At 71.7% G+C, this 19,132-nt stretch carries 19 protein-coding genes, 3 tRNA genes and 1 pseudogene; 14 read left to right on the forward strand and 9 right to left on the reverse strand.

Features of this window, described 5'->3' with window-relative positions:
- Nucleotides 1–90 precede the first annotated feature (90 nt).
- A complete protein-coding gene (locus K6T50_RS07745; RefSeq protein ID WP_222606067.1) occupies nt 91–876 on the forward strand; it encodes a TOBE domain-containing protein in 786 nt (261 codons plus the stop codon).
- A gap of 66 nt (nt 877–942) precedes the next feature.
- Here K6T50_RS07745 and K6T50_RS07750 read toward each other — a convergent pair whose 3' ends face one another.
- Both K6T50_RS07750 and K6T50_RS07755 read right to left on the reverse strand, forming a co-directional pair.
- Nucleotides 943–1,824 carry a dihydrodipicolinate synthase family protein gene (locus tag K6T50_RS07750; RefSeq protein WP_222606068.1) on the reverse strand — a complete coding sequence of 294 codons (882 nt, stop codon included), beginning with the start codon at nt 1,822–1,824 and terminating at the stop codon, nt 943–945.
- Nucleotides 1,825–2,160: 336 nt separating this feature from the next.
- Nucleotides 2,161–2,817, reverse strand: coding sequence for a potassium channel family protein (locus K6T50_RS07755; RefSeq protein WP_222606069.1), 657 nt, complete (start codon nt 2,815–2,817; stop codon nt 2,161–2,163).
- Nucleotides 2,818–2,940: 123 nt separating this feature from the next.
- Between K6T50_RS07755 and K6T50_RS07760 the strand changes: the two genes are divergently transcribed.
- The 5 genes and pseudogenes from K6T50_RS07760 (at nt 2,941) to K6T50_RS07780 (ending at nt 7,805) form a co-directional block, all read left to right on the forward strand.
- Nucleotides 2,941–3,549 carry a metal-dependent hydrolase gene (locus tag K6T50_RS07760; protein WP_222606070.1) on the forward strand — a complete coding sequence of 203 codons (609 nt, stop codon included), beginning with the start codon at nt 2,941–2,943 and terminating at the stop codon, nt 3,547–3,549.
- A 76-nt stretch (nt 3,550–3,625) separates the two neighbouring features.
- A pseudogene (locus K6T50_RS18910) lies at nt 3,626–3,997 on the forward strand (cupin domain-containing protein); the annotation flags it as partial.
- Nucleotides 3,998–4,180: 183 nt separating this feature from the next.
- Nucleotides 4,181–4,834 carry a VOC family protein gene (locus tag K6T50_RS07770; RefSeq protein WP_222606072.1) on the forward strand — a complete coding sequence of 218 codons (654 nt, stop codon included), beginning with the start codon at nt 4,181–4,183 and terminating at the stop codon, nt 4,832–4,834.
- Nucleotides 4,835–5,090: 256 nt separating this feature from the next.
- Nucleotides 5,091–6,026 carry a UbiA family prenyltransferase gene (locus K6T50_RS07775; RefSeq protein WP_222606073.1) on the forward strand — a complete coding sequence of 312 codons (936 nt, stop codon included), beginning with the start codon at nt 5,091–5,093 and terminating at the stop codon, nt 6,024–6,026.
- Between the two features lie 84 nt (nt 6,027–6,110).
- Nucleotides 6,111–7,805 (forward strand): histidine kinase N-terminal 7TM domain-containing protein, encoded by a 1,695-nt coding sequence (locus tag K6T50_RS07780; RefSeq protein WP_222606074.1) that lies wholly within the window; start codon nt 6,111–6,113, stop codon nt 7,803–7,805.
- Nucleotides 7,806–7,858: 53 nt separating this feature from the next.
- Here K6T50_RS07780 and K6T50_RS07785 read toward each other — a convergent pair.
- Both K6T50_RS07785 and K6T50_RS07790 read right to left on the reverse strand, forming a co-directional pair.
- A tRNA-Thr gene (locus K6T50_RS07785) sits at nt 7,859–7,930 on the reverse strand.
- A 124-nt stretch (nt 7,931–8,054) separates the two neighbouring features.
- Complete coding sequence (locus K6T50_RS07790) at nt 8,055–8,720, reverse strand: DUF7114 family protein (protein ID WP_222606075.1); 666 nt, start codon at nt 8,718–8,720, stop codon at nt 8,055–8,057.
- A 60-nt stretch (nt 8,721–8,780) separates the two neighbouring features.
- On the opposite strand from K6T50_RS07790, the gene K6T50_RS07795 reads away from it, so the two are divergent.
- Both K6T50_RS07795 and K6T50_RS07800 read left to right on the forward strand, forming a co-directional pair.
- On the forward strand, nt 8,781–9,461 hold the full coding sequence (locus K6T50_RS07795; RefSeq protein ID WP_225935285.1) for an enoyl-CoA hydratase/isomerase family protein: 681 nt from the start codon (nt 8,781–8,783) through the stop codon (nt 9,459–9,461).
- Nucleotides 9,462–9,548: 87 nt separating this feature from the next.
- The gene (locus K6T50_RS07800; protein WP_222606076.1) at nt 9,549–10,127 is read left to right on the forward strand and encodes a thioredoxin-like domain-containing protein; all 579 of its coding nucleotides are present in this window, start codon (nt 9,549–9,551) and stop codon (nt 10,125–10,127) included.
- 63 nt (nt 10,128–10,190) lie between these two features.
- Here K6T50_RS07800 and K6T50_RS07805 read toward each other — a convergent pair whose 3' ends face one another.
- A complete protein-coding gene (locus tag K6T50_RS07805) occupies nt 10,191–11,024 on the reverse strand; it encodes an NAD+ synthase (RefSeq protein ID WP_222606077.1) in 834 nt (277 codons plus the stop codon).
- A gap of 201 nt (nt 11,025–11,225) precedes the next feature.
- Between K6T50_RS07805 and K6T50_RS07810 the strand changes: the two genes are divergently transcribed.
- The 3 genes from K6T50_RS07810 to K6T50_RS07820 all read left to right on the forward strand — a co-directional run bounded on the left by K6T50_RS07810 (nt 11,226) and on the right by K6T50_RS07820 (nt 12,141).
- Nucleotides 11,226–11,296: transfer RNA gene (locus K6T50_RS07810), tRNA-Gly, on the forward strand.
- A gap of 159 nt (nt 11,297–11,455) precedes the next feature.
- Nucleotides 11,456–11,824 (forward strand): DsrE family protein, encoded by a 369-nt coding sequence (locus K6T50_RS07815; protein ID WP_222606078.1) that lies wholly within the window; start codon nt 11,456–11,458, stop codon nt 11,822–11,824.
- Between the two features lie 56 nt (nt 11,825–11,880).
- On the forward strand, nt 11,881–12,141 hold the full coding sequence (locus K6T50_RS07820; RefSeq protein WP_222606079.1) for a hypothetical protein: 261 nt from the start codon (nt 11,881–11,883) through the stop codon (nt 12,139–12,141).
- On the opposite strand, the gene K6T50_RS07825 is transcribed toward K6T50_RS07820, so the two are convergent.
- Together K6T50_RS07825 and K6T50_RS07830 are read right to left on the reverse strand one after the other, a co-directional pair.
- Nucleotides 12,142–12,900 (reverse strand): Nmad3 family putative nucleotide modification protein, encoded by a 759-nt coding sequence (locus tag K6T50_RS07825; RefSeq protein WP_222606080.1) that lies wholly within the window; start codon nt 12,898–12,900, stop codon nt 12,142–12,144.
- A gap of 230 nt (nt 12,901–13,130) precedes the next feature.
- The gene (locus K6T50_RS07830; RefSeq protein ID WP_222606081.1) at nt 13,131–13,760 is read right to left on the reverse strand and encodes a non-canonical purine NTP pyrophosphatase; all 630 of its coding nucleotides are present in this window, start codon (nt 13,758–13,760) and stop codon (nt 13,131–13,133) included.
- A gap of 133 nt (nt 13,761–13,893) precedes the next feature.
- Between K6T50_RS07830 and K6T50_RS07835 the strand changes: the two genes are divergently transcribed.
- Nucleotides 13,894–14,613, forward strand: coding sequence for a DUF7119 family protein (locus K6T50_RS07835; RefSeq protein WP_225935286.1), 720 nt, complete (start codon nt 13,894–13,896; stop codon nt 14,611–14,613).
- 53 nt (nt 14,614–14,666) lie between these two features.
- Here the strand turns inward: K6T50_RS07835 and K6T50_RS07840 are convergent, their stop codons facing one another.
- Nucleotides 14,667–15,935 carry a M20/M25/M40 family metallo-hydrolase gene (locus K6T50_RS07840; RefSeq protein WP_222606082.1) on the reverse strand — a complete coding sequence of 423 codons (1,269 nt, stop codon included), beginning with the start codon at nt 15,933–15,935 and terminating at the stop codon, nt 14,667–14,669.
- A gap of 101 nt (nt 15,936–16,036) precedes the next feature.
- Between K6T50_RS07840 and K6T50_RS07845 the strand changes: the two genes are divergently transcribed.
- Nucleotides 16,037–16,144: transfer RNA gene (locus K6T50_RS07845), tRNA-Lys, on the forward strand.
- Between the two features lie 167 nt (nt 16,145–16,311).
- On the opposite strand, the gene K6T50_RS07850 is transcribed toward K6T50_RS07845, so the two are convergent.
- A complete protein-coding gene (locus K6T50_RS07850) occupies nt 16,312–16,770 on the reverse strand; it encodes a deoxyuridine 5'-triphosphate nucleotidohydrolase (protein WP_222606083.1) in 459 nt (152 codons plus the stop codon).
- Nucleotides 16,771–16,999: 229 nt separating this feature from the next.
- On the opposite strand from K6T50_RS07850, the gene K6T50_RS07855 reads away from it, so the two are divergent.
- Nucleotides 17,000–18,985, forward strand: a complete 1,986-nt coding sequence (locus K6T50_RS07855) for an aconitate hydratase (protein WP_222606084.1) — start codon at nt 17,000–17,002, stop codon at nt 18,983–18,985.
- The last annotated feature ends 147 nt before the right edge of the window (nt 18,986–19,132 follow it).

Consider the following 19,132-nt stretch of genomic DNA (forward strand, 5'->3'; position numbering starts at 1 on the left):
GTCACCGTTTCGTGTCTGAGCGCGCACCCGCGAACGGCTGGCGGACGGCGCGCGCAACGGTTTTCACACGGGTCGCCGAACCCGAGGCCGATGGGATCGAACGGCGCGACGGGGTCGAACGGGGCGGCGGGGCCGAACGGCGACGAGGGGACCGCGGGGTTCGAGGCGAGTCTCACCGCCGGCGAGGCGACGTTCGACGGGCGTGACGCCGCGTTGTTGCGCGCCATCGCGGCCGCGGGGTCGGTCAGCGGCGCCGCGAGCGACCTGGGCCGGTCGCGGGCGCGGGCGCTCTCGCGGTTGGAGGCGCTGGAGTCGGCCTTCGGCGACCTGGTCGACCGGCGCCGCGGCGGCGCCGACGGCGGCGGGAGCAGCCTGACCGGGAACGCCGAGTCGCTGTTGGCGCGCTTCGAGCGGCTGACGGCCGCGCTGGCGGGCACCGCCGGCGCCGCGGAGTCGGTGTTCGACGGGACCGTGACGGGACGCGAGGGCGAGCTCGCGGTCGTCGACACCGACGCCGGGCCGCTGCGGGCGCTCGCCGTGGGCGACCCGGAGCCGGCCGACGGCGACGCGGTGCAGGTGAGCGTCCGCGCCGACGCCGTGACGCTGCACGAGCCGAGCGGGACGCCCTCGCCCGACGCGACGAGCGCAAGGAACCGGTTCCCGGGCGTCGCCGCGGCGGTCGAGCGCGGCGACGCGGTCGTCGAGGTCCGGATCGACGTGGGCGCCGGCGAGCCGCTTTCGGCGCTGATCACGGTCGACAGCGCGGACCGGCTGGGCCTGCGCGAGGGGAGCGAGGTGGTCGCCTCGTTCAAGGCGACGGCGACGCGGGCGACCCGCACGAACGCCGACGACGACGGGGACGACCGGAAGGAGTAGCGGGAGGTGTAGCCTGGGGAGTGCGGGACCGGCGCCGCCTCCGGGGGGTTCGCGGCCGGCGCCGCCTCAGAGGTCGCCGCGCAGGTCCTCGAAGTCCGCGAGGTGGTCGTCGAGCGCCGCCTTCGCCTCCGCGTCGATCGGGCGGTGGGGCGAACGGGCGTGTCCGGCGGGCGCCCCGCGCCGGCGCATCGCGTACTTCAGCCCGGGGATGCCGTACTCGGCGGTGATCGCGTGGTTCAACTCGACGCAGGCGGCGGTGAGTTCGCGGGCGCACTCGTCGTCGCCGGCCGCGTGCGCCTCGTAGATCGCCGTCGTCGCCTCCGGGGCGACATTGGCGAGCGCGAGCACGCCGCCGGTTCCGCCGGCCGCGAGCGCCTGCCCCAGGACGCCGCCCGCGCCGACCACGAGATCGAAGTCGGCGTCGGCGGTCCGGTCGAGCGTGCGCTGGAACGCCCCGATGTCCCCCGAGGAGTCCTTCATGCCCGCGACGTTCGGGTGCTCGGCGAGGCGGCCGACCGTCTCCGGCTCCAGCGTCACGTCGGTGAAGACCGGCACCGAGTAGAGGTACACCGGGACCGGCGACTCGTCGGCGACCTCGCGGTAGTACGCCTCCAGGGTCGCCTGGTCGTGGCCGTAGTAGAACGGCGTGACCACGAGCGCGGCGTCGGCGCCCGCGTCGGCGGCGGCGTCGGTCGCAGCCAGCGTCTCGCGCTTCCCGGGGCTGCCCGTGCCCGCGAGCACCGGCACCGAGGCCTCCTCGGCGACGACCTCGATCGTCCGGGTTCGCTCCTCGGCGGTCATGAGCTCGGCCTCGCTGTTCGACCCGCAGGGGACGAGGAAGTCGACCCCGCGATCTTCGACCCAGCCGACGAGGTCGCGCAGGGCGGCCTCGTCGAGGGCTCCGTCGGCGTCGAAGGGCGTGACGAGCGGCGGTCCGGTTCCGTGCATGTGGGATGCGTCGACAGCCCGCGTCAAGAGCGTTCCCGTCGATCGGCGAAACGGCGCGGGGCCCGATCGCGGCGCATCCGCCGAAATCGGGTCGTACGGGCGTCTGACGGACCGCTCACGTCTGACGCGGCTTTATAGTGGGGCGGTCGGACCCGTCCAACGGGCGCGGGACCGTACGCACCGTCCCGACCGTCGACTGCGGGACGCCGACGGCGACGGGCCGGCCTCGCGCGCCGCACACGCTCGGCCCGGTATCCGCGTCGCAGGCTCGCGGCCCCCCGATCACGCCTGCCAGGGCATCGCCCTGCCTCTTTCCCCACACGCTCCCCGATGTGCTCACTCGCCCAGCAGCGCCGCGCGCACGTCGCCGACGCGCTCGGTCTCGGCGAGCACGGCGATCCGGTCGCCGGACTCGACGGTGGTGCCGGGCAACGGGATCGTCAGCGGCTCTCTCGCGCGGCCGTGCGCGTACACCCGCCCGCCGTCGACCGAGAGCTCGTTGACGTGCCCGCCGATCACGGGGGCGTCGTCGTCGACCGCGATCGTCACGAGTTGGAGGCGCTCGGTGAGGTCGCCGATGGCGTTGAAGTCCCCGCCGAGCATGGCGGTCTTCGCGCCCGCGGCGCCGAGTCGCTCGGGGTAGATGATCTCGTCGACGGCGCGCTCGAACTCGTCGTAGATCTCCTCGTGGAAGTCCTCGGAGACGCGCATCACCGTCCGGCAGTCGCCCAGCTCCTTCGCCTCCATGCAGATGTCGAAGTTCAGCTTCGGGTCGCCCGTGATCCCGCCGACGGCGTCGCTGTCGGCGACGCCCGCGTCGGCGAGCACCGACGGGTTCGACCCGTCGCCCTCGATGACCCGGAAGCCGCGCTCGCGCGCGCGCTCGACTTTCGTGTGGTCGTTGTCGACGACGACCACGTCGTGTCCCTCCTCGTCGAGGACCCGGGCGGTCCGGGACCCGACCCGACCGTACCCCACGATGACGATCTTCATGCAGTGGTATGCCACGGCATAGCACAAAGCGCTATCGCCGATTCGGCGCCGCCGCGGTCGCGGAGGCGGGACGGTAGCACGGATCACGGCCGGCTTTTCCGGCCTCGTCGCCTCGGATCGCCCATGATGGCGACGACCCACGTCCTCGCGGGCGTGGCCGTCGGGCTCGGGACGGTCGCGCTCGCGCCGGAGGCCGGCCCGGTCGTCCTCGCGGGGGCGGTGGGCGGACTGGCGCCCGACCTCGACCTGCTCGGCGACCACCGGAAGGACCTCCACTTCCCCGCGTACGGCACCGTCGCGGCCGCGGTCGCGGTCGCGGCGGCGGCGGTCGCCCCGTCGCCGGCGACGCTGTCGCTCGCGACCTTCCTCGTCGCGGCGGCGGTGCACGCCGTCTCGGACATCGTCGGCGGCGACCTCACCCTCCGGCCGTGGGAGGCGACCGGCGACCGGGCGGTGTACGAGCACCTCCGCGGGCGGTGGCACGCACCCCGCCGGTGGGTGCGCTACGACGGCGCCCCGGAGGACTTCCTGCTCGGGGTCGCGCTCGCGCTTCCCGCGCTGGCGGCGCTCGACGGGCCGGCGCGCTGGGCGATCGGAGGGCTCCTCGTCGTCTCCGCGGTGTACGCCCTCGTTCGGCGGCGGCTGGTCGACGCGGGCGAGCGCATCGTCGCTGCCGCGCCCGATCCCGTGCTCGCGGCGGTTCCGGAGACGCTGATCGAGGACCTGCGGTAGGCCCATGGATCGGCGACGGGCCGACGGAGCGGCGTCGGGGCGACGGCTTTTCTCCGGGCGGTACTCAGGGTCCGGCATGGAGAAAGTATCCCTCGCGGAGGGCTTCGACTCCGTCGAGGAGCCGTGGTCGCCGCGGCTGGCGGCGGAGTTGAACGGACAGGCGGTGAAGCTCGCCCGCCTCGACGGCGAGTTCGTCTGGCACAGCCACCCCGACGCGGACGAGCTGTTCTGGGTTATCGAGGGCGGCCCGCTGGACATCGAGTTCCGCGAGGAGCCGACGGCGACCCTGTCGGCCGGCGAGCTGCTGGTCGTCCCCGCGGGCGTCGAGCACCGCCCGGTCGCACACGAGGAAGCGAACGTCGCGCTGTTCGAGCCCGCGGGCACCGAGAACACCGGCGACGCCGGCGACACGGGCGACGAACGGACGAACGCCGTGCGGGAGCTTGAGACGGGCGTGAGCCGCGGCCGCGTCGGCGTCGACGAAGCTGGCGAGTCCGCGGACGACGCGGACGGGACGGCCGACGGCCGCGACCGCGACGACGAGAGCGGGACCGGCGGCGAGGGGCGTGTGGAGTAGCGGGTGACACCGATGTCAGCGAGCGGCTAAGTGGCCCGAGGACGTACCGGGAGTATGGCCAGAGACGACATCGACGGCGAGGTTCCCGCCGACCAGTCGGACGTCCCCGTGACCGCCGAGCGCCCCGAGGACAGCGTGCTGCGGACGACCGGCACCGACCACATCACGCTCATCGGGAGCAACGAGGAGGCGACGGTGGCGTTCTACCGCGACGTGCTCGGGATGCCGCTGGTGATGCGCCAGCCGAACCTCGACGCGCCGGAGGTGACGCACCTGTTCTTCGACAGCGGCGACGGCCGCATCATCACGTTCTTCGTCGAGGAGAGCCGGGATAACGCCCCCGGCCAGCGCCCCGGCGTCGGCGCGGTCCACCACCTCGCCTTCTCCATCGACGCCGAGGAGCTGCCCGAGATCAAGGAGTCGCTCTCCGAGCACGGGCACCGCTACAGCGAGTTCGACCGCGGCGCGTTCCACTCGCTGTACACCCGCGACCACAACGGGCTCACCATCGAGCTCGTCGTCGACAAGTACGAGCTCCCCGACGACCGCCGCGGCGAGGTGATGGCGCTCGCGCAGTCGAAGCGCGTCGCCGCCGGCGCGAACTACGTCGACGACGAGCACATGGAGGCCGCCATCGAGGAACTCGGCCTCGACGTGGTGAGAAACGAGGTTCCCGACGCCGCGACGGGTACCGGGTTCGACGACTGAGGTCGACGCCGACCCGCCGCCCGTCGACCCCGTTCCCGACTTCTGCCCGAGCGACTGACCGGTCTGCTGCTCCGAGCCGTCCCCGGTTCGCCGCCCCGGCGAACGCTTAAATACCTCAGCTATCGCCAGCGATTTCTATACGGTCGGGGGCTGACTCAATTCAGTGTCACATACACCAGAATTTTTATGATAGTGAGGTGGTGGTACCCCCAAGGGTCCGCCGGCGTCCATCCGCCGGCCACTCCGTCGAACACACATGTCCCACGAATCAAACTACGCGTCGGACGGACACGACGCGACCGGGAGATCGGGTCGGATCGTCGAGCTGCTGACCACGTACGGCGAGCGCGCCGGCAACGCGCTCGTGTACAGTTCCGCGTATCTGGCGGCGATCGCGATGGCCGAGGTGGCGATCGCGATGGTGCTGCTGTCGTTGCCGCCGAACCCGGCGCCCGTGGTCGTCGGGCTGGTGACGTTCGCGGTGTACACGAACGACCGGGTCGCCGACGTGGACACCGACGCCGTCTCCGACCCCGACCGTGCGGCGTTCGTCCGGCGTCACCGCGACAGCCTGTACGTGTCGGCGTCGGCCGCGTACGGGCTCGCGGTCGCGATCTCCGTGCTGGGCGGTCCCGTCGCGCTGGCCGTGACGCTGCTCCCCGGCGTGTTCTGGGTGGCGTACGCCGCCGACTGGGTGCCGAGCCTCGCCCCCAGGCTCCGCCGCCTGAAGGAGGTGCTCGTCGTCAACTCCCTCGTCGTCGCGCTCGCGTGGGCGACGACGCTGACCGCGCTCCCGGTCGCGTTCACCGACGCGGCGGTCACCCCGGCGACGGCGGTCGTGTTCGCGTACTTCCTGCTCCGGTCGTTCGTCGACACCGAGATCCCGAACGTCGGCGACGTCGAGGCCGACCGCGCGATCGACGTGTCGACGCTGCCGGTCGCGTTCGGCGTGCCGACGACGCGTCGGATCCTCTACTGCGTCGATCTGCTCACGGCCGGGATCGTGGCCGCCGCGGCGACGGTCGGAGTTCTCGGGGCGGGCCCCGCGCTCGCGCTCGGCGTGGGCCTGGCGTACTCGCTGGTCGTCACGGGGCTGCTCGGTCGCGTCGACAGCGACACGCTCGCGCTGGCAGCGGAGTCCGGCTACCTCGTCGTCGCGGCCGCGTTGGTCGGGCCGCTGCTGCTGGCGTAAGCGGGCCGTCGGTCGATCTGTCAGATCGTCGCGCGCTGCGCGACGGCGGAATTTATTACGGTGCTCCCCCGAGCAGGAGGGTACGTGCTCCCGTCCGGAACGCTGACGGCGGTGATGCTGCTCACCGTCGTCGTGGGGACGACCGCCGCGCTCCTCGCGTGGCGCGAGCGACAGGAACCCGGCGCGGTCCCGCTGACTGCCCTGCTGGCCGGACAGGTGTGGTGGTCGGTGTTCTTCGTCTTCGAATACCGCGCCGGGACCCTCGCCGGGAAGGTGTTCTACTCCGATGTCCAGTGGGTGGGAGTGGTGGTGATCCCGGTCGCGTGGCTCCTGTTCGCGCTGGAGTACACGGGCCGCGATCACTACGTCCGGCCGCGGTACGTCGGCCTGCTGTCGGTCGTACCGGTCGTCACGGTCGTGCTCGCGGCGACGAACGGGTATCACGACCTGCTGTATCTCGACACGGAGCTCGTCACCGAGGCCGGGCGAACGGTGCTCCACCGGACCGGCGGCCCCTGGTACTGGGTGATCACGGGCTACACCTACCTGCTCGGCCTGCTCGGGTCGATCCCCCTGTTGGGGCTGGTCCGCAGCGACTCGCTCCCGTTCCGCGGCCAGAGCCTCGGGCTGCTCGTCGGAACGCTCGCGCCGTGGGCGAGCAACGTGTTGTTCCTGGCCGGCGCGGTCCCGATTCCGAGCCTCGACCCGACGCCGGTGTTCTTCGCGGTCTCGGGCGTCGCGTACCTCGGCGCGATCACCCGCTTTCGGCTGCTCGGGACGAGCCCGTCGGCGAACCACCGCGCGCGGCGGCTGGTGTTCGAGCGCATGCGCGAGGGCGCGGTCGTCGTCGACAGACACGACTACGTCGTCGACATGAACGAGCAGGCGGCCGAGATACTCGACGTCGACCCGCGGGACGTGCTGGGGGACCCGGCCGCCGAGGTGATCCCCCGATACGAGCACCTGCCGGAGGAGGGGCGCGCCTCCCGACACCTCACGCTCGGCGAGGGGCTCCAGAGCCGCCAGTACGACGCGACGGTGACCGCGGTCGCGGACTTCCACGGCCGCTCGCTGGGCGGCGTCATCTCCTTTCACGACGTGAGCGACCACCTCCGGCGCCAACAGCGGCTGGAGGTGCTCAACCGCGTGCTCCGGCACAACATCCGCACGGAGACGAACCTCATCTACGGCAACGCGGACCTCATGGACGCCGAGGGCGCCCACGTGGAGGCGGTAAAGGAGGGCGCGATGCGCATCGAGGCGATCAGCGACAAGGCGCGCGACGTGATCGACATCTTCGAGCGGGGCCGCCAGCCCGGCCGGGCGTTGACGCTGTCGACCGTGCTCGACGAGTGCGTCGAGGAGGTCCGCGAGGAGTATCCGTCGGTCGCGGTCGACCTCGAGATGGCCCCGGACGGCGGCTGCGGGGACGGCTCGGACATCGCGGTGTCGCCGGTGCTCACGTCGGTCGTGCGCAACGTCGTCGAGAACGCCGCCGAACACAACGACGACGACCCGTGGGTTCGCGTGCGGGCGACCTGCGCCGACGACACGGTCGAGATCCGCGTCGCCGACAACGGCCCCGGGATCAACGACCACGAACGGACCGCCCTCGAACGGGGCAACGAGACGCCGCTGGACCACGGCAGCGGCCTCGGCCTGTGGCTCATCGCCTGGGGCACCGAGATGGCCGACGGCGACCTCGAGATCGACGACCGCGAGGGCGGCGGGACCGAGGTGACGGTGCGTGTGCCCCGGCTCGCGGCGGCGGAGGAGTGACGGCATCGTTGGCGGCGTGAGGACGGGACTGTGGGTGGTGTAAGAACCGAAGAAGCCTAGGGCGGGATTTGAACCCGCGCTCTCGTCCTTACCAAGGACGCGCTTTACCGCTAAGCTACCCAGGCGCGAATAGGGATAGCCGGGAGTCGTCTTTAGGCGTTACGATCAGACGCCACGAGGGGCACGCAGTATCACGGGACGACGACCGGGTCGAACCGAAAGCCGGCACGCCGGGAGCCCGCGACCGAGTCAGGAGTCGGCGGACGACGCCACGCGGTCCTCGTCGGCGAGGGAGGCGATGCGGTCGCCCGTCGAGTCCGGAAGCGCGCCGACGGCGGGCATGCGGTCGTCGTCGCCGGCGGCCAGCTCGGCGGCGTACGACAGCAGGTCGGCGGGCGCGCTGGCGCCGACGGCGGCGGTGCCGGCGACGACCGCGAGCTCGAACACGTCGGCCTCCAGGTTGCGGTCCAGCGCCGCCGCCTCCTCGGGCTCGGTGTCGCGCCGGAGCGTCTGATCCCGCCCGAACGCCCGGACCGTCTCGACGGCCTTCCCGGCGGCGGCCGTCCGGGCGAGCAGGTAGAAGCCGCGCGAGACGGATACGTCCGCCGCGAGCACGTCGAGGTCGGCGTCGATGTCGCCGGCGGCGTCGAGGTCCGCGGTCGCCCACGGCTCCGTCTGGGAGAGCTCGCGGGTGAGCCGCAGGCCCTCGTAAATGAGCTGGACGCCGGCGGCGTGGTCCTCGACGCCCGCCAGGTCCACGTCGGGGTCGAGCGCGCGGGCCGACAGCAACGTGAGCGCTCCGGGCGTCATCTCCGCGTCGTCGAAGCGGTCGGTCAGCGCGCTCCGGAGCGCCGCCGGCTCGACGTCGCCGACCGACCGCTCCGCGGCGGCCCGAGTCCGCGCGGCGTCATCCATCGGCACGCGATAGACCGGGCACACGCAAAGACCTTTGGAAACGGGGGGCTATCCCGTCCCGTGATACGCGCCGAACGGGCCGCCGACGGGGAGTACCGGACCGTGACGATCGACCGCCCCGAGGCCCGGAACGCGCTCACCCCCGACGCCCTCGACGCGCTGGAGGCGGCCGTCGTCGAGGGCGACGAGCCGGTCGTGCTGCTCCGGGGCGCCGGCTCCGCGTTCTGTGCCGGCGCTGACCTCGACGTGGTCGAGTCGCTGGCGGACCCCGCCGCGTTCGCGGAACACGGCCAGCGCGTCGCCGACGCGATCGAATCGGCCGACGCGGTCGTGATCGCCGGCGTCGACGGCGCGGCCCGCGGCGGCGGCGTCGAGCTGGCGCTCGCGTGTGACCTCCGGGTCGCGACGCCTGCGGCGACGTTCGCGGAGACGGGCGTCTCCTTCGGGCTGTTCGGCGCGTGGGGCGGCACCGCCCGGCTCCCCCGGATCGTCGGCGAGGGCGTCGCCCTCGACATCGCCTGCTCGGCGCGGGTCGTCGACGCCGAGGAGGCGCGGGCGGTGGGGCTCGTCTCCCGCGTCGTCCCGGACCCGACGACCGTCGCGCGGGACGTGGCCGACAACGACCCCGGGGCGCTTTCGGCCGTGAAGCGGCTCGTTCGCGCCGGCGCCCGCGGCGCGGAGACCGCGGCCGACGAGCGGGCGGCGTTCGCGCGCCTGCACGACGAGCGGTTCGGGGAGTGAGGACGGCCGGCCGGGAGTGAGAACGACCGACCGAGGAGCGAGCACGACACCACAACAGTTGAATCCTCGCGGCCGCGTACCTCGGGTATGACCGACGGACACGACCCCGCGGATCGCTCCTCGCTCTCCAGACGCCGGACCCTCGGCGTCGTCGGCGCCGGCGCGGTCGCCGCGCTCGCCGGCTGTCTCGGCGGCGGCGGCGACACCTCGCTGCCGGAGAACGGCGACCCCGAACTCCTCGAGGACGTGGAGTCGTTCCCCAGCGAGGGCGTCGAACACGTCGAGCGCGGCACAGAGGTCGAGTACGACACGCAACCACCCACCTCGGGACCCCACTACTCGGGCGTCGTCGAGGCGGGGTTCTACGAGGAACCGCAGACGATGGGGGATCTCGTCCACACGCTCGAACACGGCGCGATCGTCGCCTACTACGTTCCCGACGCCCTGACTGACGAGGCGCGGTCGTCGCTGGAGACGTGGGCGAACAGCCACACCGGCACGTGGCAGAGCTTCGTCGCCGTCCCGAACCCCTACGACGACCCGCAGGCGCCGTACACGCTCACCGCGTGGCGCCACCTCCTCCGGATGGACGAGTACGACGAGGACGTCGTGCGGGCGTTCGCCGCCGAGTACATCGGTCGCGGCCCGGAGAACCCGGTCCGATAGCGGAACGGGTCTCCGAGCCGGTCGCCGACCCGGTCACCGATCCGGTTCGTGTCCAGGCAGACGCTACAGCGACAACTCGGCGGGCGCCGGCGGCATCGCGCGCTTGTGTTTCGAGGACTCGTACAGCTCCTCGACGCGGGCGATCTCCTCGGCGGTCACGTCGAGCGCGCGGACGGTCGCGGCCGTCGACAGCGGCCCGTCGACGTGGAGCGCGAGCACCGCATCGAGGGTGTCGTAGTCGAGCCCCAGCTCCTCCTCGTCGGTCTGGCCGGTCCACATCTCCGCCGAGGGCGTCTTCATCACCAGGTCGTGCGGGACGCCGGCGTGGGCCGCGAGCTGGCGAACCTGCTGTTTGTAGAGGTTCCCGAGCGGGTTGCAGTCGACCGCGCCGTCGCCGTACTTCGTGAAGTAGCCCGTGAGCGCCTCGCTACGGTTGCCCGTCCCGAGGACGAGGCGGTCGTCGGCGTTGGCGGCGAAGTAGTTGAGCACCGCGCGAACGCGCACGCGGACGTTGCTCTCGGCCATTTTCTCGTCGGCCGCCTCCGGGAGCGCGTCGTAGAACGCCTCGGCGATGGGCTCGATCTCGATCACGTCGTAGGCGATCCCGAGATCCTCGGCGACGCGCTCGGCGTCGCTCATGTTTTCCTCGGTGTTCACCGACCCGGGCATCACCAGGCCCCGAACGCTGTCGGCGCCGAGGGCGTCGACCGCGAGGTACGCGACCGTCGTCGAGTCGATCCCGCCCGACAGCCCCAGCACCGCCCCGTCGGCGCCCGCTGCGTCGACCTGGTCGGCGATGAAGTCGGTGAGGTGCGCGTGTACCCGGTCGAGTTCGGCGTCGGACAGGCGCAGGTCCAACGGGGTCGATTCCTCGTCCAACAGGACGGATTCGCTCATCGCCTCCGGGTAGGTCGGCGCCGAACTAATAGCTCCCTCGTCTCCGCGGATCGTGGACGTGCGTCCAGTTCCGTGGCGACGCCGGCGACCGATTAGTTGAAGTGCGGCGATCGAATACGTTGAGGCACACACGAGCGCCGTTGGTGAGCGATTCCGGAGGAATCGCGAGCCTCGGGGCGCGAGTGAGTGAAACGAACGAGCGCGCCGTTGGTCCAGTGGTAGGACATTAGCTTCCCAAGCTAATAGCCCGGGTTCAATTCCCGGACGGCGCATGTCTCGAACGCCAGTGAGAGACATCGCCGACGGGAATTGAAGTAGATCGGACGCGCGCAGCGGCGCGAGCACGTCCGAGCGTGGTTCAATTCCTGGACGGCGCACTTCTGGCGAAGCCGAACGAAACAGCCACGGCGCCGACGACCGTGACACAGGATATGCGCACCGTCTTCCACGTCTCCACCGTCGATCAGCTCTCGTACGTCGACGCGAAGGTCCGGAACCTCCTCGGCGACGACACGGTGTCGGTCACGGCCGTCGCGGTCGTCGTCGACAACCCCGCGGTCATCGACGCGGCGGCCGAGCCCGACGGACGCGAGCGCGTCGAGGCCGTCCTCGCCGCCGACGGGGGCGAGGACGGCGCCGGCGGCGACGACGCGGAAACGGCGTTCAGCGTCTGCTCGAACGCGCTGCGGGGCGCGACGGCGACGCTCGACGACCTCCCCGCGGGCGTCGAGGCGGCGTCCTCCGGCGTCGGCGAACTCACCCGGCTCCAAGGCGACGGCTGGGCGTACATCCGCCCGTAGCCCGCGCACGTTCACCGGCACTAACATATATCACCCCGACGCGACGACAGCGACGTATGCCCCACCGAACCGGTATCTCGCACGCCGTCGCCGCGTTGGCGGCGATGGTGTCGGCCTCGTATCTGAAGGACGTCCTGAAGCACCTCGTGAGCGCGCGCGAACTCGTCGCGTACGCCAACGCTGCGGGCGTCCATCTCGTCGACCGTGTCGGCGCGGCGGCCGCGACCGACGCGGTGGCCGGCGTGGCCGCCGCCGGGCTCCTCGTCGTCCTCACGTTCGTGTGGGGGTGGGCGTACCACCACCGCGTTATCGGGTGATCACGCCGGCCAGTCGGCCGGATCCGCGTCGATCCGCTCGCGCAGCGTCGCGGTCGCGTCGGCGTCGTACCGGAGGACGCGCCGCCACCACGGGCCCTTCCCCGAATCGGCCGAGAGATCGGTGACCAGCCGGTTCGCGTCGGCGCCGCCGGCGGGCGTCGACAGCGGGACCGCGCGGTCGAACAGCCGCGAGCCGTCGGGGTCGCCGCGGACGACCACCGCGGCGTCGAACGACTCGCGGCGGGCGTGCGCGTTCGAGGCGAACCGCTCCCGGGTCGCCGCGTCGGATTTCCGGTACTCGTCGCCGGTGAGCACCTCCGCGACGCGGAACTCGCCGATCAGGAAACAGCCCCAGTCGGGTGGCAGCCAGTCGACGCGGTTGGCTCGGGCGGGGCGGTCGGCGCGGTTTGCGCGGTCCGCGTCCTCGTCGCTGACGGTCAACGTCGCGTAAAATAGGAGGGAGTCGCCGGGCTCCAGCGCGGAGATCGGTCGGGCCTTGACGCCGTAGGGATCGCCGTAGGTGTACGCCTCGCGGCCGAGCGCGCCCGCGAACTCCGGATCGAGGTGGACCGGGCGGTCGACCGCGTCGTCGGGGACGTACGCGGCGAGGTCGAGGTCGGCGTAGGTGGGGACCGGCCCGGCGGTCGGCTCGCGCTCGGGGATCGGGACGTAGACGAACGAGCCGTCCGGGTACACCGGCCCGCGACGACCCGGGAGGTTCGTGTTGGCGGCGACGTTGATGGCGACCGCGCGGGGCATGCGATCGCGTTGCGGCGGCGACGGCTTAGCGTCGGCGACCGCGGCGCGTGTCGGCCGCCGTTCGCCTCGCCCGACCGTCAGCCGTGGTTCGCTTCGCTACCGCTCGGCAACCCACGCCGAGACACTTCTCGCTGCGCTCGAACCGACTCGTCTACTATCAGTCGCTACGCTCCTGATACCACCTGAAGACTGCACTCGCTTCGCTCGGTTGTCTTCCGTAGTTTGCCTCGCTACCGCTCGGCAAACCACACCCCGAACTTCTCCAACGCCCGCCCGCGGTGGGAGATCGCGTTCTTCTCTGCGGCGTCCATCTCGGCGAACGTCGACCCGTCGTACTCGAAGATCGGGTCGTAGCCGAAGCCGCCGTCGCCGCGCGCCTCGACGATCTCGCCGCAGACGACGCCCTCGAACAGCTTGACGGGGAGCGGCTCGGTCTCCGCGTCGTCGCGCTCGGCCCCCGTCGCGGCCGCTGCGACGCGGTCGTCGCGGTCGACGGGGTCGGGGGAGGCGTCGAACGGCTCGCCGTCGCAGTACGCGAGCACGCAGCGGAACGAGGCCCGGCGGTCGTCGAGCTCGGCGTCGACGAGTCGACGGACGGCCTCGACGCCGATCGTGTCCTCGACGTACGCGGAGTACGGGCCGGGGAAGCCGTCGAACCCGCGGACGAACAGGCCGGCGTCGTCGACGAGCACCGGCTCGCCGGCGTGGCGGTACGCCTCGCGGGCGCCGCGGGCGGCGATCGGCGCGAGGTCGTCGGCCTGGATCTCCGTGTAGTCGAAGTCGAGCTGGGAGACCTCGTCGCCGAGGTACTCGCGGGCCTCGCGGACCTTCCCGGGGTTCGTCGTGACGTAGCGGAGCATACTCGCGCTCGGGTCGGCCGCGGCAAAGCGGCGTCGATGTGGCTGGCCGCGGCGACACCCCGGCCGTCACAGGTCACGGCAGGGACGGCCACCCCCGGGAGCCTTTTGACGCGGCGGAGCCGACGAGTGGACGATGAGTCACGAGCGCCCCGGCGACGGCCGTGACGACGAGGACCGCGCCCGGGGGCGGGATCGACCGGTCGGCACCCGTCGCGCCGACCGCGAGGCGGAGGTCGGCGAGCCCGTGGTCCGGGGCGACCCCGCGGTCACCGGCGAGCGTGCCGAGCGCGCGGCCCGGTTCGACCCCGACGACGACGAGAGCCTCGCCGAGGCCGCCGAGACCGTCCGCCGGTTCGCCAGCGAGGCCGTCGCCGGCGACGACAACGTCGTCATGCTGCGCGGGGCCGCCGCCTGCGCCGCGCTCGTGCGCGGCCACGGCTCGTACAAGGCCGCCGCCGAGGCCGCCGGCGACGGCGTCCAGGTGTCGTTCATCCGCAAGTGGGCCCGCGTGCACGACCTTCCCGAATCGGTCCGCCGGCACGTCGCCCGCGGCCACATCGCGCCGACGGCCGCGAAACACATCGCGCGCGTCGCCGGCGACGCGCGCTTCGACCTCGCGTGGGCGGTCCTCGACGCCGGCCTCACCGTCCGCGAGGTGCGCCGCGCGGCCAGCGCGATCAACGACGGCACCGCCCCCGAGGCGGCGCTCCGGGCCGAAGGTGTCACCCCCGGAACCCTCAACGTCGACCTCCCGCTCGACGTTTACCGCCGGCTTCGTGACCGCGCGTCGCTGGAGAACCGCGACCCGGGCGACGTGATCGCCGACTCGCTCGACGCCGCCCGGGAGGACTGACCGACCGATCCCGTCGGCTACGTCGCGGTCGCGTCACCGTCGCCCGCGACGGCTCAGTCGGTCGCGAGGAACCGCGCGGCGGCGTCACGGATCACGGTTCTGGCCGTCTCCACGTCCGTCCAGCGGACCGTCTCGTCGGGGAAGTGCGCCCGCTCGACGCTCCCGGGCCCGAACACGACCGTCGGGACCCCGGCGGCGACGTAGTGGCGGTTGTCCGCGCCGTACGTCGCGCCGACGGGTGCGGTGTCGGACAGTCCCGCGTCGGTCATCGCCGCCCGAAGCGACCGGACGACGGGTTCGTCGGCGCCGATCTCCGCGGGCTCGAACATGATCGAGAAGCGCTCGAACTCGGGTGGGTGTTCGCGCAGCCAGTCGTCCTCCGCCACGATCCGTGCGAGCCGTTCCTCGAACTCCGCCTCCACCTCGTCGACGGTCTCGCCGGGCGCGACGCCGATCCGCCACTCGGCGGTCAGCGTTCCCGGCACGGTCGAGGCCCACGACCCCGCCTCGACACGGCCGCAGACGACGGGCCACGGCACGTCGAACCCCTCGTACAGCGGATGGGTGACGCGCTCGCACCGCTCGGCCTCCAGGTCGGTGAACCCCCGCCTGATCTCCTCGAACAGCGGGAGGGTGTCGACGCCGTTCCACCGCGTCGCGGCGTGGGCGCTCCGGCCCGCGATCTCCAGACGCTTCATCACGGTTCCCTCCGTCGCCGTGACGGCGCGGAGTTCGGTCGGCTCCGCGACGAGGGCGGCGTCGCGGTCGAACGGGTACGGCGAGTCGAGCGCCGCCGCGGCCGCGCCGATGCCGCCCTCCTCCTCGCCGGCGACCGCCTCGACGACGACCCGGCCGTCGATGTTCAGATCGCCCGAATCGACCGCCTCCCGGAGGTCGAGCGCGGCGTGGACGCAGGCGGCGACGGCGGCCTTCATGTCGACGGCGCCGCGGCAGGTGAGCGTCTCCGCGCCGTCGTCGGCCACGCCCCACACGGGGTCGAAGGGGTCGCTCGTCCAGAGGTCGTCGTCCGCGGGAACCACGTCGAGGTGGCCGTTGAGGACGATCGTTCGGCCGGCGTCGGGGTCGCCGAACGGGAGAACGCCCGCGACGCTCGGACGCCCGGCCGCGTCGATGTCGGCCGGATCGTCCGGGAACGACGGGTGTTCGGCGAGGCGTTCGGGGTCGGCCTCCCAGGAGTACGTCTCGAAGCCGGCGTCGGCAAGGCGGTCGCGGAGCCACTGGGCGGCGGCCGCCTCGTCGCCGTCGGTCGTCTCAAACGAGCACAGCCGGGTCGCGAGGTCCCGGAGGTCGGGGACGGTCATGGGTGCCGGTCGGCGGCCGTCGATAAGGTCGTGTGGGTGGCGGCCGGGCCGTCGCCGTCGTTCGTAAACGCTTATGCGCGCACGACGGTATGGTCGGATGAGGGCTGGTAGCTCAGTTAGGGAGAGCGTCCGGCTTTTAACCCGTTCGGACGGCGCGTGCGTGCGGGGAGGTCACCGGACGGTCGGGGGTTCGAATCCCTCCCAGCCCGCTATTCCTGCGAGCGTCAGCGAGCAGTGAATAGCGCCCGCTGGAGGGATTCGAAGTAGACGGCGGCGAGCGAAGCGAGCCGACGGCGTGGTTCGAATCCCTCCCAGCCCGTTTCTGTGTGCAGCACCGCGACGAGCGAAGCGAGGAGCCGCGGTGACGCTTGCGGTCCTATCCCTCGCCGTGGTACGTGCCGTCGTAGTGGCCCTCGTGGTCGGCGGCCGCGAGAACGAACTGCGCCACGCGGGCGCCGGGTTCGATCTCGATCCGGTGGCCCACCTGAAGCAGTCCCTCGCCGCGGCCCTCGTAGCCGGCGTCCCACACCGCGGTGTTCAGCATACAGGAGTTGCGCAGCAGCGTCGACCGCGGGTAGACGAAGCCGACGTGGTCGTCGGGGATCCGCAGGTGCTCGCCGTACTGCAGCACGTACGCGCCGGGGTCGAGGCAGTACAGGCCGTCCTCCGGCTCGATCTCGGCCCGGTCACCGACGCGCTTCCCGTCGCGGGTGATCCGGCCCGCTTCGGTCTGTTCGTACAGCGCGTCGACGGTCAGGTCGACGCCGTTCGGCTGGATCTGGTCGTCGTCGACGGGGTCGATGTGGTCCGCGACGGCGGCACCCGATTCGAACATACCCGAGGGAGAGACAGGCCGACCGAAAAGCCCGCCGGTCGACAAGCGACGGTCGAGACGCGGATGCGACCGTCCACGAACGACGGCGAGGAAGGATCATTCGACCAGAATGTGAGGCAATATTCGCGTCGGCTGTGCAATAATTACCGGACGGAGCGGCAGTCTATCACGAACGTCAGGGTGAGAACTCGCCGGATTTATATCCGCAGAGCGAAGATACGCGGACGATATGGGACAGACGATTACGGAGCAGATTCTCGACGATCACCTCGTCGAGGGCGAGCTGACACCCGGCGAGGAGATCGGGATCGAGATCGACCAGGTCCTCACGCAGGACACGACGGGCACGATGGTGTGGCTGCAGTTCGAGGCGCTGGACCTCGACGAGGTTCAGACGGAACTGGCCGCGCAGTACTGTGACCACCAGACGTACCAGTTCGACTTCAAGAACACCGACGACCACCGCTTCCTCCGCTCTGCGGCGGGCACCTTCGGCGCGTACTTCTCCCGCCCCGGCAACGGCATCTGCCACCAGGTCCACAAGGAGAACTTCGCCGCGCCCGGCAAGACGCTGCTGGGCTCGGACTCGCACACGCCGACCCCCGGCGGCCTCGGCCAGCTGGCGATCGGCGCGGGCGGCCTCGACATCGCGGTCGCGATGGGCGGCGGCGCCTACTACGTCGAGATGCCCGAGGTCGTGAACGTCCAGCTGACCGGCGAGCTCCCCGAGTGGGCCACCGCGAAGGACGTCGCGCTCCACCTGCTGGGCGAGCTGACCGTCAAGGGCGGCGTCGGCAAGGTGCTGGAGTACACCGGCCCGGGCGTCGAGGAGCTCACCATTCCCGAGCGGACGACCATCACGAACCTCGGCACCGAGCTGGGCGCCACGTCCTCGATCTTCGGCACCGACGAGAAGACGAAGGACTGGCTGGCGCGCCAGGACCGCGAGGAGGAGTACGTCGACCTCTCGCCCGACGAGGACGCCGAGTACGCCGAGACCATCGAGGTCGACCTCTCGTCGCTGGAGCCGCTCATCGCCAAGCCGTCGATGCCCGACAACGTCGTGCCCGTCCGCGAGGTCGCGGGCGAGGACGTCGAGCAGGTCATCATCGGCTCCTGTACGAACGGCGCCTACGAGGACATCCTCCCCGGCGCGAAGATGCTGAAGGGCCGTGAGGTCGCCAAGAAGACCGAGATGATCGTCGCGCCCGGTTCCAAGCAGGCCTCCGAGATGCTCGCCCGCGAGGGCTGGACGGCCGAGATGATGGCCGCCGGCGTCAACTTCTCCGAGGCGACGTGTGGCGCCTGTATCGGCATCGGCCACGTGCCCGCCTCCGACTCCGTGTCGCTGCGGACGTTCAACCGCAACTTCGAGGGCCGCTCGGGCATCGAGGACGACTCGGTGTTCCTCTGCTCGCCCGAGGTCGCCACGGCGGCGGCCATCGCCGGCGAGATCGTCGACCCGCGCGACCTGGCCGACGAGCTCGGCGACCTGGAGGCGCCCGGTCTCGAGATGGGCACCAAGTACGGTCCCGGCATGGGCGAGTCCGACCCGGACATCATCAGCCCCGACGAGGCCGTCGACGACGACCTCATCAAGGGCCCGAACATCGGCGACGTGCCCCTGAAGGACGAGCTCGCCTCCGATATCGAGGGCGAGGCGCTCCTGAAGATGGAGGACAACATCACGACCGACCACATCATCCCGGCGACGGCGGACATCCTCAAGTTCCGCTCGAACATCGAGAAGCTCTCGGAGTTCACGCTGAGCCGCGTCGACGACACGTTCGCCCAGCGCGCGCTGGACGCCGACGGCGGCTTCCTCGTGGCCGGCGAGAACTACGGCCAGGGCTCCTCGCGTGAGCACGCGGCCCTGTGCCCGATGTTCCTCGGCGTGGAGGGCGTGCTCGCACAGAGCTTCGCCCGCATCCACAAGGCGAACCTGTTCAACTTCGGTCTCGTCCCCCTCACCATCGACGAGGAGACGTACGAGAGGATCGACCAGGGCGACGACGTCGAGATCGTCGACGACGTGGGCGAGGGCGTCCGCAACGGCGCCACCGAGTTCACGGTCCGCGTGAACGACGACTGGGAGGCCACGGCGCACCTCGACGCCTCCGAGCGCGAGCGCAAGATCCTCGCGGCCGGCGGGAAGCTCTCGTGGACGAAGCAGCAGCACGAGTCAGGCAGCGGCGCGGCGCCCGCTGACGACTAAAGCGAGGTCGAGCGCAGCGAGACCTCGGTCTGACGGCGGCGAGGTGTGTGCGGCCGACCTCCGGTCGGCCGCACGGCCCGAGCCGCCCACGAAGAACCGCTTTTCGGATGAGGGTTTCCTCGGCCGCCTTCGGCGGCCTGCGGGAAC

The organism is Halobaculum magnesiiphilum (assembly GCF_019823105.1).
GTDB lineage: Archaea > Halobacteriota > Halobacteria > Halobacteriales > Haloferacaceae > Halobaculum > Halobaculum magnesiiphilum.